We start from the raw sequence: 14,550 nt of genomic DNA on the forward strand, positions 1-14,550 counted from the left end.
CCCCTGCTTTGATTTAATTACTTAAAATTAAACCCATTCACCATTAGCATTCACAGTATACCCATTAATTGTAGTATTAACTGCCAAAGCTCCTGAAGAATATGAATAATACCATTTACCAGCTACTTGGAACCAACCTGTCTTCATAGCGCCTGAACTAGCAAGATAATACCATGTTCCACCTTGGTTCAACCAACCTGTCTGCATAGCACCTGAAGCATTGAGGTAATACCAATTGCCATCTACAAATTTCCAGCCTGTCTGCATAGCACCTGAACCGTCAAGATAATACCATGTACCATTGTCTTTTATCCATCTAGTACCCATTTTACCTAAACTATCAAAATGATACCAGCTGCCATTTATAAATTTCCAGCCAGTTTCCATAGCACCTGAGCCGTTAAGATAGTACCAATTACCATCAACTTGTTTCCAGCCAGTTTTCATCACACCAGTTTCATCCAAGTAATACCATGACCCATCTTTGACCCAACCTGTCTTCATTCCATCTTCTTTAGAGAAATAATACCAATCCAGTCCAATTTTCTTCCATCCAACATGACGATTTCCCTCATCATCGATGAAGAATTTTTTACCATCAATTAAAACAATACCTGGTTTAAGGACACCTTCCTCATCTAAGAAATAATGTTTCCCGTCTACTGTAATATCCCCTGTTAGACGAACACCTTCTTTTAGATAGTAAGTTTTATCATCAATTTTGATAAAGCCAGTTTTCTTATCACCATTTTCAACAAAATAGTAAACCTTATCAGCAACTTTTACAAATCCTAACTGTTTGAAACCATCTTTTTCATCTAGGTAGTATTGCTTATCACCTGCAGTCAATAGACCTTTTTTCATAGCTCCATCAGCTTCAAAGTAGTAAGTCTTACCATCAATTTTTTGCCAGCCGGTAACCTTTTTGCCGTCCTTAATATAGTAGACCTTCCCGTTCTCCGTTTTGAATTGACCTGCAGAAGTAGACTGGTTTTGATTATTACTATTATTTTGGTTAGTATTAGTCGTTGAATTTGAACGATAAATATGGTAAAGTGTATCACCTTTTAATTCACCATTAACATAAGTATAGTTGGCAATATCCAGACGACTGGTATCAGAAGCTGCAGATCCTGTACGTGGATCTTTAATATCAACTGGAACATCACTACCAGGTTTATATTCTACAAAACGAACTGCTTTGACAGAAGAGTTAGAAGTTGTTGAGCCACTATTATTGTTTGTACCAGTACCATTTTGGTTATTGTTCCCATTAGTATTACTAGTGCTACCATTGTTTTGGTTGTTATCTCTATGGTATGGATTGGTCTGAGTACCAGAATTCGTAGTACCTGTTGTAGCAGTTGGCGCATACATATGATACATAATACCATTCTCTTCTCTACTAGAAGTATAGATATAATTTGCAATTTCAGGGTGATTCTCAATAGATGCAGCTGTCACAGCAGATCCTGTTAGTGCAGTTTTGATATCTACAGGTCCACCATTTTTAAATGTTGCATAGTGGACTTCTTTAACCGTAGAAGTTGTTGAAGTCGTTGTTGCCCCTGTTTCAGCAGCTTTTACTTGTTGGACCGTAGCCATCGCTAGCACTGAAGTAGCTAGCAAGATACCTGTTAGTGTTTTTCTCATAGAAAAAATCCTCCTGTATTAAGATAATAAATTTATCTAAATTATATCCCTTTCCTATAATAAATGCAATAAAAAACATAAAAAGTGTAGAAATATTTAAGAGTAACAAAAAGAGAGCAGTTCAAACCACTCTCTTTGTTATTTTATACCCATTCACCGTTGGCATTTACATAGTAGCCATCGACTGTAGTACTTACTGCAAGGGCACCTGAACTATAAGCATAGTACCATTTACCACCAACTTGGAACCAACCAGTTACCATAGCACCTGAGCCTTTGAGGTAGTACCATGAATCACCTACTTTAGCCCAACCTGTTTGCATAGCACCTGAACTATTTAGGTAGTACCAAGTGCCACCATCTTGCAACCAGCCAGTTTGCATCTCACCTGAACCATTTAGATAGTACCAAGTGTTGCCATCTTTAACCCACCATTTTTGCATGATGCCTTCAGCGTTAAAATAGTACCATTTACCACCATCTTTAAGCCAACCAACTTGACGTTTACCTTCTTTATTTACATAAATCCAATGATTGTCAACTTTGTTCCAGCCAGCTTTAGTATCAGAATCATCTGTCAAGAAGTACGTTTTACCATCAACAGTGATTTCACCGAACTTACGCTCACCTTCTTCAGTAACATAGTAATACTTATCTCCAGCATCCTTGATAAGACCAGTCTTACGTTCACCTTCTGCTGTGATGTAATACCATTTACCAGCACTGTCTTTTACAATACCTGACTTGGTTGTGCCATCTTCAGCAAAGAAGTACCATTTTGCCCCAACTTTATGAGCTCCAGTTGTCACAACACCATCTTTGACAAAATAAGTTTTACCATTATCGGTAACAACTTCTGTCTTACGAGCTCCATCTGACACAAAATAATAGGTTTTTTCTCCTACTTTAATGAAACCAGTTTTCTTAACACCTTGTCCATCTAGATAGTAACGTTCAGAGGTGTTTTCAAGTACTCCGTGAGCCATAACACCTTCACTATCAAAATAGTAAGTTTTACCATCAACATTTGCCCAACCTTTTACAGGGTTTCCTTTATAGTAAAGATAACGATTCCCAGCTGACTCACGCCATTTTACATCCTTGTCAGACGTCTTATAACCCTGAGTATTTAATTCACTAACTGGAGCATCTGGATCATTTACATGATCTTCAATCTTTGTTCCTTTTTCAACAAATAGGTAATATTTTCTCCCACCTTCAACAAAAGTACGTTGGTATTCAAAACCATCAATTGATGGATGTTTTGAAATAGGTTGATTACCATCTTCATAAAAAACTGTCTTACGCTCCTGTGAGCGCCCATTAATCACTGTGACCCACTCAGTTCTATAAACAACTTCTTCCGCACTTACTGGACTAGCAGTAGTAGCAGAATAACTTGTCAAAACTGCTGCACTTGCCATTGTTAGACTAGCTAATGCTAGAGCTAAAGCTTTTTTATTCTTCATTTGAATATTCTCCATTTTTAAAAATTTAGGTGATAAACCTAGCTTTATTGTATCTTATTTTTTAAAAAAATTCTAAGAAAAACTGAACTTTTTATGTAAAAAATAAAAAGCAGAAGAAATCTTCTGCTTTTTTGATTAAACTAGATTATTTAACCCATTCACCGTTTCCGTTTACAGTGTATCCACCTACAGTTGTGTTAACTGCAAGGGCACCTGAACCGTCAACGTAGTACCATTTACCAGCAACTTCAAACCATTGGCTAGCTTTCATAGCACCTGATGCTTCAAGGAAGTACCATTTGCCACCGTCTTGCAACCAACCAGTTTCCATAGCACCTGAACCGTTTAGGTAGTACCAAGTGTTACCATCTTTAACCCACCATTTTTGCATTACGCCTTCAGCGTTAAAGAAGTACCATTTACCGTCAACTTGTTTCCAACCAGTAGCTTGTTTGTTGTTGTCGAAGTAGTGCCATCCGTTTTCACCTTGAACCCACTCAGTACGAGCAACGTTATAAGTGTCAGTTTTTTCGATTGTCAACTCACCGTTAACAAACATGTCTGAACCTTCACGTACAACTTCTTCTGCATCAAGTAGAGTACCTACTGTAAGATTAGCAGGAACAAAGTAACCTTTTGGAGCTTGATCAACACGGTAAACTACATAACCACCGTTTTCAACAGCAAACTCAACATCACCTGCTGCGTCAGTAGTTCCTTCAATTAAAGCTGGTTTTTTGTAGTTGTCAAAGTCTTCTGGTGTTTTGTATACTAAAGCAGCTACTTTAACACCTGCTACAGGGTTACCTTGGACATCTTTAACATGTACACGAACATGAGTACCATTACCAAATACATCTGGTAAAACCTTACCATCTTTACCGATACGATTTCTTACAGCGTATGGGTTTGTAGCTGGAGTTGCTGGTTTGTATTGGTCAGCATCAGCAACTACACCAGTGTGAGCTGAAACAACTGTGTTTCCGCTATAGTTAGCTTGGTCGATTTTACCAGTAAGTGGGTTTACACGACCAGTACTATAACCGTTGTTACCATCAGCTGAAACAGCTTGTACAGCACCAAATGCTGCAAGAGCGACTGCGCTTGTCAATAAAACTTTTTTCATCGTTTTATCTCCTTTGTTTTTCTTTAAAATATTTTTCGTAAGACTATCTTACTACCATACAGTATATAAATATTTGCAGGATTTGTCAAGGGTTTTCTTCTACTTTTTAAAGTTTTTACCCATTTTTAGAAAAAAAGGTGAAAAAAACAACTTTGCGAGAGTGAATACGCTTAAAATATCCTATATTCAAGTGAAAATCTCACAATTTTTTGATCCTTGAGTAAAATCATTCATATCTAATCCACATAGACAGTTGGACAGAACTCACTTCTGTAGTATTATCCTATAACCCCTTCCAAATGTCAAGCAAAAATGACAAGTTTTTTGATAATAACTTGCCATTTTATAAACTTTCTACTATTTAAAATGTGACCTTATAGCAAGTCCTCAAACTCAGCGACGGTCATGCCTAATTGCTCGCTAGCAAATTCGGAAGTTAAAACATGTTGGCGAACCATGTCTAAGAAGGCAAAAAGTTTCCCTTCTTCCCTTCCTTCAACTTTCCCACGCTCCAGTCCCTGTTCAATGCCCTCTGCGCGACCACGTTCAAGTCCACGTTCTAAACCTTGTTCAATACCTTCAGCTCTAGCGGTTTCCAAGGCATAGTCCTGTGCTAACAAGGCTTGTTCTTCGCGTCTGCGTTGTTCACTAAACATCTTCCTGTCCTCCTCGGACCAGCTCTTGTAGTCTAGCAGTTGGTCTGCTTGACTGATAGCTCGCTCGGGTGCTTGGGTAAAGGGTTTATTCCCAAAAAACTCCAACCACGGTTTGCGAACCTTATCTTTGCTGGTTTCTCTGTATTTTTTTAATTCCAAGAACGCTATTACTAGTGATGGTCTTATAAGAGTGCCTCAAATTCAGAGACCGTCATACCTAATTGCTCGCTAGCTACCTTCGAAGTCAGAAGACCTTGATGAACTAGATTTACTAAACCTACTTTTAATCCCTCTTTGATTCCCTCAGCTCGACCACGTTCAATACCACGCTCTAAGCCTTTTTCTTCGGCTTGTTCCAAGGCATAGTCCTGTGCTAACAAGGCTTGTTCTTCTCGCATACGTAGTTGACTAAACATTTTCCTGTCCTCCTCGGACCAGCTTTTGTAGTCTAGCAGTTGGTCTGCTTGGCTGATAGCTCGCTCTGGTTCTTGGGTAAAGGGTTTATTCCCAAAAAACTCCAACCACGGTTTGCGAACCTCGTCTTTGCTGGTTTCTCTGTATTTTTTTAGTTCCAAGAACGCCATCTTGACTAGATGGTTTTCTTGTCCATTATTGGTTATGGTTAAAACCTCACCTGTCGTGTCCTCGCGCATACTAAAGCTATGAAAGGCTAAATCATCTTGGAAGTAATTACTATCTACGATAGCAATAGCATAAACAGGTGCGATGTGTTTGTAACTCTGATATGTATCACCTTCTCGTTGACGAATTTTTTCGAGATTTTGATTGACCTGACTGCACAGGTAAGCCCACAAACGATTAATGAAAAAATTCTGATGATGCACCTGAATTTCAATGATTACTTGCGTGCCATTGTCCAACTCCGCCAAAACATCTATACTGGTATAGAAATCCTGCGCCGAGTAAGGTATGGAAGGCAAGACGTGAATATTGCTTCCCTCCAAAATGGTCACATTTTTTGCTGGTAAATCCAGCATATCGCGAATAAATTGACAAGTAATTTCTGAATTGCTAAAGATTTTCTTAGCAACCAAGTCATTGGTTGGGCTGATGCCCGGATGTCTGAGAATCATCCTTTTCCTCCTTTTATTATACCACAGTCTTATACTCAATGAAAATCAAAGAGCAAACTAGGAAACTAGCCGCAGGCTGTACTTGAGTACGGCAAGGCGACGTTAACGTGGTTTGAATTTGATTTTCGAAGAGTATTAAATCTAGTTTTACTAGATTCACTGACTCTATCTATTTATTCGGAAAAGAGATGAAAAAAACCTGAGAATCATCTCAGGCTTGGTCATTAAATCTTTTTCTCAATACTGAAAAGTGGAGAAAGTGGGCGTTTTTCATGGATACGTACAATAGCATCCCCTAGGAGATGAGCGATTGAAATCTGTTCAATCTTATCGATCAAACGCTCTTCTGGGAGATAGATGGTATCCAAAACAACCAATTTCTTAATAGCTGATTTTTGGATATTGTCCATAGCAGGACCAGAAAGAACTGGGTGCGTACAGCTCGCATAGACTTCAACAGCACCAGCTTCTGCAAGGGCATCTGCCGCATGACAAATCGTTCCAGCAGTATCAATCATATCATCAATCAAGATACAAGTCTTGCCTTCGACCTTACCGATGATGTTCATGACTTCACTGGTATTCATCTTATCAACACTACGACGTTTGTCAATGATAGCAATAGATGTTTTCAAAAATTCTGCCAACTTACGAGCACGAGTCACCCCTCCATGGTCTGGGCTGACAACCACATAGTCAGAACCAACCATGCCACGACGCTCAAAATAATCCGCAATCAGAGGAGCTCCCATCAAATGATCCACAGGAATATCAAAGAACCCTTGAATCTGCGCAGCATGCAAGTCGATGGTCAATAGACGATCCACTCCAGCTACTTCAAGCATATTTGCGACAAGTTTTGAAGTGATTGGCTCACGCGCTCTCGCCTTTCTATCCTGACGTGCATACCCATAGTAAGGCATGACAACATTGACAGATTCTGCACTCGCACGCTTCAAAGCATCTACCATAATCAAAATTTCAAGCAGATTGTCATTTACAGGCGAGCTAGTTGATTGTAGGATAAAGACGTGTTTCCCACGGATTGATTCTTCGATGTTGACCTGAATCTCTCCATCTGAAAATTGGCGGACACTTGATTTCCCCAACTCTATCCCAATCTCCTGCGCTACACGTTTTGCCAATTCTTGATTAGAAGAAAGGGCAAACAGCTTTAAATCAGAAAAAGACATGATTTCCTCCGGTATATATGTATCGCTTGTGCTTTTCACAAGATTTTTCCATCTACCATTGTAGCGCTTTTTGCACTATTTTTCAATCAAAAATAAAAGAAGGGCACCATATTTGTACCCTTGCATCATTCTTTTAAAAAATATTCTAGTTCATCAACTCATTGTGCTTCTCAACAAAACGATAAGCCTGATAAAAACCATAGAGAGTAATAGCCGTAACCACTGGAATCGCTAAGGGCAACTCTGTCTCCAACTCCACAAAAGGAGAGTTAAACAAGAAATGAGTTCCCAAGGCTAAACCTAGGAAAATAAGCCCCTGTTTCTTACCAACCTTTTGTCCTTTATAGGCTCTGTAAAGCAAGTAAACACCTACTACCGCCAAACCTGAAAAAGTCCAGTGAGAGGCAATTCCTGAGATGATACGCTCTAAAATTCTCGAAATAGTAAAGTCAAATCCCTCTGGCAAATCCGTACGAATGTAGCCAATATCCTCAATCATTTGGAATCCCAAACCAGAAGCAATGCCTAGTAAAAACAATGATTTTAATTTTCTCAAAGGAATTAAAGCTAAAACAAAGGCAAGTGGCAATAATTTAAGCGGCTCTTCTACCAAAGGAGCCACAATCGCACTTTCAAAGGCATTTAAAAATGCACTATCTGGGAAAAGCACACCCAGTAAATCATGGATATAGGTATTAGCAAAGCTAGACAACCAGCCTGAAAGGAACATCCCACCCAATAAAGACAAGATCAAGGCCTTCTTTGGCAATTCCCATTTTTTTCCAATACGGAAAAGGAAATAAAGAGCCGGAATCATGTAAAAGAGAGCTAGAAAGATAGAAACTCCCATTAGACCATATTCCGCACCTGACATCGAACCATCCGTATAGTAGATAGTTTCATACTGCAAACCAATACATAGCAATAAGATAAAAATAAATAAATTGCTGTTTTTCTTCATACACTTTCTTTCTAAATGAAGTATTTATAATTCTACGACTGTCATACTTCCTGTATCCACATCGTAAATAGCACCAGAGATAATAACATCGTCTGGTATTAGGGGGGACTTGATAAGGAGTTGCATGTCCTCACGTACACTCTCCTCTATATCTTGGAAGGGCAAGAAGTCCTGGTCTGACACATCGACACCTAGTTCCTCTTTCAGATACTCCTTAAAAGGGCCATTTTCAAAGGTCTGAGCACCACAGTCTGTATGGTGTAACACCACAATCTCTCTTGTCCCCATTTGTTGCTGGGAAATAACTAGCGAACGAATCATGTCCTCAGTCACTCGACCACCTGCATTCCGCAAGATATGAGCATCCCCAAGTGCCAATCCCAGAGCTTGCGCAACGTGCAAACGTGAGTCCATACAGGTCACAATGGCTACTCTAGTTTTGGGTTTAAGTGGCAGATTTAACTGCCCATGTAGGGCAACATAAGCCTGATTGGCTTGCATAAACTGTTCAAAATACGACACGATTCCCTCCTTGAAAATTTGATAGTCAAATATTTCTCCTATCTTATCATTTTTAAGAGGATTTGTCACGGATTATGCAAAGACCTTTTTCAAAACTTCCTGAATCGTTGTCACCCCAATGACCTGAATTTCCTTGGGCGGAGTGATTCCTGTCAAGGAATTCTTAGGTACATAAATCTTAGTAAACCCAAGTTTAGCAGCTTCATTAATACGTTGCTCAATACGATTAACGCGCCGAATCTCTCCAGTCAAGCCTAACTCTCCAACAAAACATTCCTGAGGATTGGTTGGCTTGTCCTTGTAGCTCGAAGCAATGGCAACTGCAACAGCTAAGTCAATCGCAGGTTCATCCAATTTGACACCACCAGCAGATTTGAGATAAGCATCCTGATTTTGTAAGAGAAGACCTGCCCGTTTTTCCAAAACAGCCATAATCAAGCTAGCACGGTTAAAATCAAGGCCTGTCGTCGTACGCTTGGCATTTCCAAACATGGTCGGTGTTACCAAAGCCTGAACCTCCGCCAAAATCGGACGCGTCCCTTCCATAGTCACAACGATGGAGGAACCAGTCGCCCCATCCAAACGCTCTTCTAAGAAAACTTGACTCGGATTGAGGACCTCAACCAAACCGCCCGACTGCATCTCAAAAATCCCAATCTCATTAGTGGAGCCAAAACGGTTTTTGACCGCCCTCAAGATACGAAAGGTATGGTGACGCTCCCCTTCAAAGTAAAGCACCGTATCCACCATATGCTCCAACATACGAGGCCCAGCTAATGTTCCTTCCTTGGTCACATGACCTACGATAAAGATGGCAATGTTATTGGTTTTAGCCAGCTGCATAAGTTCAGCCGTCACCTCACGCACCTGAGAAACAGATCCCTGCACCCCTGAAATCTCAGGAGACATAATGGTTTGAATTGAGTCAATAATGAGAAAGTCTGGCTGGATGCGCTCTACCTCAGCTCGAACACTCTGCATATTGGTCTCTGCATAGAGATAAAACTCGCTATCAATATCTCCCAAGCGCTCTGCTCGTAGCTTAATCTGCTGGGCAGACTCCTCCCCACTGACATAGAGAACTGTCCCCACTTGAGACAGCTGAGTCGAAACTTGTAAGAGAAGGGTTGATTTCCCAATTCCAGGATCCCCACCGATAAGGACAAGACTTCCTGGTACCACTCCGCCTCCAAGTACACGGTTGAATTCCTCCATTTCCGTCTTGGTTCGATTGACATTGATTGAAGTCACCTCAGCCAGTTTCATGGGCTTGGTTTTCTCACCTGTCAAGGACACACGCGCATTCTTGATCTCGGCAACCTCAACCTCTTCTACAAAAGAAGACCAAGACCCACAGTTGGGACAACGTCCCAGATATTTAGGGGAATTATACCCACAATTTTGACATACAAATGTCGCTTTTTTCTTTGCGATGATAAACCTCTTTCTATATCTCTAACTCACACTCAATCACTTGGCAAAAATCAATCTTCTCATTTGGCACAAACTGGCGCATAAGCATGTTGTGAGTTACCACAATCACGGTCTGGTAGTCTCGATACTTAGACATACATTCTAGAAACCGAGACTTCATCTCCGCAGATGTCTCATATCGAATAGGACTATTAGGAAGTAACTCCCCCTTATTTTCTAGAAACATAGTACGAGCTTTTTCAAAATTATCTGTGCCACTTTCATAAACCTGCCATTCATGTAATAAAGGTTCTACTCTTAAAGGAAGTCCCGTAGCACAGACCACATAAGAAGCCGTTTCTAAAGCTCTTGTAACTGCAGAAGATATGATTATTTCAGCTGAAGAGAGTAAAGGATTGGTACTCGATTTATGGGCTTGCTGCCGTCCCTTCTCAGACAAGGGTGCCAAATCTATCCCAAATCCCGTATAAGAACGCTCCTCTAACTCACGGTAATCTGGCTCCCCGTGACGTACAAAGATAATCTTCATCCTAGTGCCCTGTCGATCCAAATCCACCAGTCCGCACGCCGTCTGCCGCATCTCCATCTACAATTAAGAAAGGAGCAAAGACAGCCTGGACCACACGTTCCCCTACTTCAAGAACAACTTCTTGATCTGTAATATTCTTCATCTGAGCAAAAATATGCCCTTCATTCCCAGGATTTCCATAATAATCCCCATCAATGACACCCACAGAGTTAATCAAGACCAAGCCCTTCTTACGAGGATTTGAAGAGCGATCATAGAGGTAGAGAACCTCAGTCGGCTGCATATAAGCCTTAACCCCTGTCGGAACCAATACAATCTCTCCTGGAGCGATAACTGTGCGCACAGCAACCTTTAAGTCGTAACCAGCCGCATGCGCCGTCTCACGCTTGGGCAATAAATTTTCATCTGTAAAACTAGAAACCAATTCAAAACCACGAATTTTCATCATCTTCTCTTTTCTATTATCATTTATTCTAGATTATTCTATCTTATTTATTCGGAAAAAGCACGAAAAAAAGAGCACACAATTCAAATCGCTTAGGGCTGCTGGATTCCTCCCCTGACCCGCTTCACGCAGAACTGTTGCTCCACTATTTATTATATCACATTCCTATTCATTTTAAAAGCAAAATTATTTTTTCCGTCTATTTCTAAAAAAGTCCTGCATAATAGCTGCGCATTCATCTTCCAAAATTCCCGTTTCAACCTCCACACGATGGTTGAGACGCTCATCTGTCAAGATATCGTACAAACTCCCAGCAGCGCCAAATTTCTGGTTTTTAGCCCCATAGACCACGTTTGGAATACGGGCGAGTCCAATCGCACCACTACACATGACACACGGCTCAATAGTCACAAAAAGCGTGCAATCCAGCAAGCGCCAGCTCTCCTCACTCAGGTTCGCATTCTCTATGGCCATAATTTCCGCATGCATAACTGCTCGTTGCAACTCCTCACGCGCATTATGCCCGCGACCAATGATTTCTCCGTCCTTGACAATCACACAACCAATTGGAATTTCATCGTGTTCAAGAGCAATCTCAGCCTCTTTCAATGCCTCTCTCATAAAGACTTCTTTTTCTTCAACTGTATAATTCATCAATTTCCCTTTTCCTACTTGTCGATTTTATTATTATATCATGATTCCCAAGACAAAAAAAGCCACCGAATACGGTGACTCTATAGGGAGATTATTATGAAAAAGAAAAGTTTAGGATATTTGTTACAACAAGTTAGGAGGTCTTCTTGTAACTGTCTATAGTATACCCGACCTATCTTAAACAAATCTTAAAAATCTCTTAGGACCAAACACTTTCTAAAATATTTGTTTGTTCACGACCAGGACCCACTGAGAAAGTAGAAATACGAACGCCAACCAATTCACTCACACGACGAACGTAGTTACGCGCATTCTCAGGAAGATCTTCCAAATTACGAACTCCGGTAATATCTTCTGACCAACCTGGCAACTCTTCATAGATAGGCTTGCAACGTTTCAATTGCTCAAGGCTAGCTGGATAGTAGTCAATACGTTGACCATCAAGATCATAGGCCACACAGATTTTCACTGTATCTAAACCACTCAAAACATCGATAGAGTTCAATGAAAGATTAGTAATACCAGAAACACGACGACTATGGCGCATCACAACTGAGTCAAACCAACCCACACGACGTGGACGACCAGTTGTTGTACCATATTCATGACCAACTTCACGGATACGTTCTCCCACTTCATCAAACAACTCAGTTGGGAAAGGACCGTCTCCTACACGACTCGTATAGGCTTTACATACACCTACAACCTTGTCAATCTTACTTGGACCAACACCTGAACCAATGGTCACACCACCAGCCACAGGGTTTGAAGACGTAACAAATGGATAAGTACCTTGGTCGATATCTAGCATAACACCTTGTGCACCTTCAAAAAGCACACGTTTACCATTATCAAGCGCATCATTCAAGATAACAGATGTATCGGTCACATATTTCTTGATTTGTTGACCATATTCGTAATATTCTTCAAAAATATCATCGAAAGCAATCGCTTTACTATCATACAATTTTTCAAAAAGACGATTCTTTTCAGCAAGGTTACGTTCTAAACGCTCACGGAAAATGTCTTTATCCAAAAGATCTGCAATACGAATTCCCACACGAGCAGCCTTGTCCATATAAGCTGGACCAATTCCCTTGATTGTAGTACCAATCTTATTGTCACCTTTAGCTTCTTCCTGCAAACGATCCAACTCGATATGATAAGGCAAAATAACATGCGCACGATCAGAAATACGCAAGTTATCCGTTGTAACACCCTCCTCATGAAGATAGCTCAATTCTTTCACAAGAGATTTAGGATTTACAACCATACCGTTCCCAATAACAGAGATTTTTTCAGGGAAGAAAATCCCAGATGGAATCAAGTGCAACTTAAATTTCTTACCATCGATCACAATCGTGTGACCTGCATTATCACCACCTTGGTAACGTGCAATCACTTCTGCATTCGCTGAAAGGAAGTCTGTAATCTTCCCTTTACCTTCATCACCCCATTGGGTACCTACAACAACAACTGAAGTCATAATCTTGTCTGAGCCCTCAGGCTCTTCCTTTCTCACATACATGGCAGGAATCTCACCCGCAATTATATCTTACAATTTATTATAAGAAAAAATTGCCTTTTTATCAAGAAGAAACAATAGAAAGATTTGCTATTTCCAACTATTAAAAAATGATTTAGAAAAATTACCAGCTATTTATTGTTATATTGCCATAAAAAAGTAAGTTTGTTCGGAAATTTACTAAAATTACCTTAACAAGAAATAAAACCCCGATTCATTATCATCTTTTCAAGATACAAACGATAAGCAACACGATAATGGTAAACGATAAAATCCCTACGACACCCAATGCCATATCGAACTAAATAATAAATCAAAAATTTAAAATGAAAATGTTCCCAGTCAAAATGATCCCCGAAGAACATACCATACTCTTCTTCAATATTTCTATAAAAATCCGCCATCTGCTCATAAATTTTTTGTAACATAAGCATACACTCCTTTACTTTTTATAAGCTTATTCTAACAAAAAATTATAAACAGTTATTATAAAATCCTGAATTGCTCAAATACCAACCTCAAAAAGATAACAATTAGGAAAAGTTGACAGAATAAGGAGAAATCTACTACCTAAATTTCAAAAATTAAGATAATGGAAGCGGAAGGATTCGAATCCCTCGAAGGAGCGTATTTACAGTCCGCAACGTTTAGCCTCTTCGCTATCCTCGATTAAAGTACTAAAAAGATCTCCTTAAAACTGTGGTACATTACTCGAAAACGGAGGGCTCTGAAACTTTACTCGGCAAAAAGGCTCTATAATATTTGTAGTGGGAAAATCCCCTATAGATATTATGGACCCGATTTTGTTGTAGAAAAAAAGTCCCATAAGATCTATAATGAAAAGTGACCAAACAACTCATTAGAAAGATTCATATGGAACAATTACATTTTATCACAAAACTACTAGACATTAAAGACCCTAATATGCAAATTATGGATGTTGTTAATATAGATACCCACAAAGAAATCATTGCTAAACTAAATTGTGAGGCCCCATCTTGTCCTGATTGCGGAAGTCTAATGACACGAGATAGATTATAAATTACATAACAAAAAAGAGGCCTAAACCTCTTTTTCTTAACTACTCCGCCAGTAGGACTCGAACCTACGACATCATGATTAACAGTCATGCGCTACTACCAACTGAGCTATGGCGGATTAAAGCTAAGCGACTTCCATATCTCACAGGGGGCAACCCCCAACTACTTCCGGCGTTCTAGGGCTTAACTTCTGTGTTCGGCATGGGTACAGGTGTATCTCCTAGGCTATCGTCACTTAACTCTGAGTAA

13 protein-coding genes, 1 tRNA gene, 1 rRNA gene, 1 other RNA gene and 2 pseudogenes are annotated in these 14,550 nt (G+C 39.9%); 1 reads left to right on the forward strand and 17 read right to left on the reverse strand.

Features of this window, described 5'->3' with window-relative positions; translation table 11 throughout:
* Positions 1–27: 27 nt before the first annotated feature.
* The 15 genes and pseudogenes from QM956_RS05950 to comW all read right to left on the reverse strand — a co-directional run bounded on the left by QM956_RS05950 (position 28) and on the right by comW (position 13,689).
* Entirely contained in the window at positions 28–1,653 is a 1,626-nt protein-coding gene (locus tag QM956_RS05950) for an N-acetylmuramoyl-L-alanine amidase family protein (protein ID WP_060627308.1), read from the reverse strand.
* A 143-nt stretch (positions 1,654–1,796) separates the two neighbouring features.
* Positions 1,797–3,122, reverse strand: a complete 1,326-nt coding sequence (locus QM956_RS05955; RefSeq protein WP_049544004.1) for an N-acetylmuramoyl-L-alanine amidase family protein — start codon at positions 3,120–3,122, stop codon at positions 1,797–1,799.
* Between the two features lie 145 nt (positions 3,123–3,267).
* Positions 3,268–4,248 carry an N-acetylmuramoyl-L-alanine amidase family protein gene (locus QM956_RS05960; RefSeq protein WP_049544006.1) on the reverse strand — a complete coding sequence of 327 codons (981 nt, stop codon included), beginning with the start codon at positions 4,246–4,248 and terminating at the stop codon, positions 3,268–3,270.
* A gap of 374 nt (positions 4,249–4,622) precedes the next feature.
* Positions 4,623–5,072 (reverse strand): annotated as a pseudogene (locus tag QM956_RS05965) (RpnC/YadD family protein); the annotation flags it as partial.
* A 14-nt stretch (positions 5,073–5,086) separates the two neighbouring features.
* Positions 5,087–5,998 (reverse strand): Rpn family recombination-promoting nuclease/putative transposase, encoded by a 912-nt coding sequence (locus QM956_RS05970; protein WP_261020489.1) that lies wholly within the window; start codon positions 5,996–5,998, stop codon positions 5,087–5,089.
* A 224-nt stretch (positions 5,999–6,222) separates the two neighbouring features.
* On the reverse strand, positions 6,223–7,191 hold the full coding sequence (locus QM956_RS05975) for a ribose-phosphate diphosphokinase (protein WP_033682853.1): 969 nt from the start codon (positions 7,189–7,191) through the stop codon (positions 6,223–6,225).
* A gap of 145 nt (positions 7,192–7,336) precedes the next feature.
* Positions 7,337–8,152 carry a PrsW family intramembrane metalloprotease gene (locus QM956_RS05980; RefSeq protein ID WP_261020491.1) on the reverse strand — a complete coding sequence of 272 codons (816 nt, stop codon included), beginning with the start codon at positions 8,150–8,152 and terminating at the stop codon, positions 7,337–7,339.
* A gap of 24 nt (positions 8,153–8,176) precedes the next feature.
* A complete protein-coding gene (locus QM956_RS05985) occupies positions 8,177–8,674 on the reverse strand; it encodes a beta-class carbonic anhydrase (RefSeq protein WP_261020492.1) in 498 nt (165 codons plus the stop codon).
* Between the two features lie 72 nt (positions 8,675–8,746).
* Positions 8,747–10,108: a DNA repair protein RadA gene (radA, locus tag QM956_RS05990; protein ID WP_261020496.1), complete on the reverse strand. Its 1,362-nt coding sequence runs from the start codon at positions 10,106–10,108 to the stop codon at positions 8,747–8,749.
* A gap of 13 nt (positions 10,109–10,121) precedes the next feature.
* Positions 10,122–10,688: a histidine phosphatase family protein gene (locus QM956_RS05995; RefSeq protein WP_261020493.1), complete on the reverse strand. Its 567-nt coding sequence runs from the start codon at positions 10,686–10,688 to the stop codon at positions 10,122–10,124.
* A complete protein-coding gene (locus tag QM956_RS06000; protein ID WP_261020497.1) occupies positions 10,639–11,082 on the reverse strand; it encodes a dUTP diphosphatase in 444 nt (147 codons plus the stop codon). The genes QM956_RS05995 and QM956_RS06000 overlap by 50 nt, the downstream gene beginning before the upstream one ends.
* Before the next feature lie 56 nt (positions 11,083–11,138).
* An RNA gene (gene ffs, locus QM956_RS06005) (signal recognition particle sRNA small type) lies at positions 11,139–11,236 on the reverse strand.
* Positions 11,237–11,268: 32 nt separating this feature from the next.
* Positions 11,269–11,736 carry a tRNA adenosine(34) deaminase TadA gene (gene tadA / locus QM956_RS06010; RefSeq protein WP_173253439.1) on the reverse strand — a complete coding sequence of 156 codons (468 nt, stop codon included), beginning with the start codon at positions 11,734–11,736 and terminating at the stop codon, positions 11,269–11,271.
* A 199-nt stretch (positions 11,737–11,935) separates the two neighbouring features.
* A complete protein-coding gene (locus tag QM956_RS06015) occupies positions 11,936–13,222 on the reverse strand; it encodes an adenylosuccinate synthase (RefSeq protein WP_001832534.1) in 1,287 nt (428 codons plus the stop codon).
* 230 nt (positions 13,223–13,452) lie between these two features.
* Positions 13,453–13,689 (reverse strand): sigma(X)-activator ComW, encoded by a 237-nt coding sequence (comW, locus tag QM956_RS06020; RefSeq protein ID WP_261020494.1) that lies wholly within the window; start codon positions 13,687–13,689, stop codon positions 13,453–13,455.
* 445 nt (positions 13,690–14,134) lie between these two features.
* Here comW and QM956_RS06025 point away from each other — a divergent pair.
* Positions 14,135–14,290: pseudogene (locus tag QM956_RS06025) on the forward strand (ISL3 family transposase); the annotation flags it as partial.
* 55 nt (positions 14,291–14,345) lie between these two features.
* On the opposite strand, the gene QM956_RS06030 reads toward QM956_RS06025, so the two are convergent.
* Both QM956_RS06030 and rrf read right to left on the reverse strand, forming a co-directional pair.
* Positions 14,346–14,419: transfer RNA gene (locus QM956_RS06030), tRNA-Asn, on the reverse strand.
* Positions 14,420–14,424: 5 nt separating this feature from the next.
* Positions 14,425–14,540, reverse strand: a 5S ribosomal RNA gene (rrf, locus tag QM956_RS06035).
* Positions 14,541–14,550 lie beyond the last annotated feature (10 nt).

Source organism: Streptococcus mitis (assembly GCF_047460035.1).
Classification (GTDB): Bacteria; Bacillota; Bacilli; order Lactobacillales; family Streptococcaceae; genus Streptococcus; species Streptococcus mitis_DW.

Excerpts from the sequence above, each read along its gene's own strand:
- QM956_RS05950 (WP_060627308.1), bottom strand. The coding sequence starts at position 1,653 with ATGAGAAAAACACTAACAGGTATCTTGCTAGCTACTTCAGTGCTAGCG.
- QM956_RS05955 (WP_049544004.1), bottom strand. The coding sequence starts at position 3,122 with ATGAAGAATAAAAAAGCTTTAGCTCTAGCATTAGCTAGTCTAACAATG.
- QM956_RS05960 (WP_049544006.1), bottom strand. The coding sequence starts at position 4,248 with ATGAAAAAAGTTTTATTGACAAGCGCAGTCGCTCTTGCAGCATTTGGT.
- QM956_RS05970 (WP_261020489.1), bottom strand. The coding sequence starts at position 5,998 with ATGATTCTCAGACATCCGGGCATCAGCCCAACCAATGACTTGGTTGCT.
- QM956_RS05975 (WP_033682853.1), bottom strand. The coding sequence starts at position 7,191 with ATGTCTTTTTCTGATTTAAAGCTGTTTGCCCTTTCTTCTAATCAAGAA.
- QM956_RS05980 (WP_261020491.1), bottom strand. The coding sequence starts at position 8,152 with ATGAAGAAAAACAGCAATTTATTTATTTTTATCTTATTGCTATGTATT.
- QM956_RS05995 (WP_261020493.1), bottom strand. The coding sequence starts at position 10,688 with ATGCGGCAGACGGCGTGCGGACTGGTGGATTTGGATCGACAGGGCACT.
- QM956_RS06000 (WP_261020497.1), bottom strand. The coding sequence starts at position 11,082 with ATGAAAATTCGTGGTTTTGAATTGGTTTCTAGTTTTACAGATGAAAAT.
- tadA (WP_173253439.1), bottom strand. The coding sequence starts at position 11,736 with ATGAATTATACAGTTGAAGAAAAAGAAGTCTTTATGAGAGAGGCATTG.
- QM956_RS06015 (WP_001832534.1), bottom strand. The coding sequence starts at position 13,222 with ATGACTTCAGTTGTTGTTGTAGGTACCCAATGGGGTGATGAAGGTAAA.
- comW (WP_261020494.1), bottom strand. The coding sequence starts at position 13,689 with ATGTTACAAAAAATTTATGAGCAGATGGCGGATTTTTATAGAAATATT.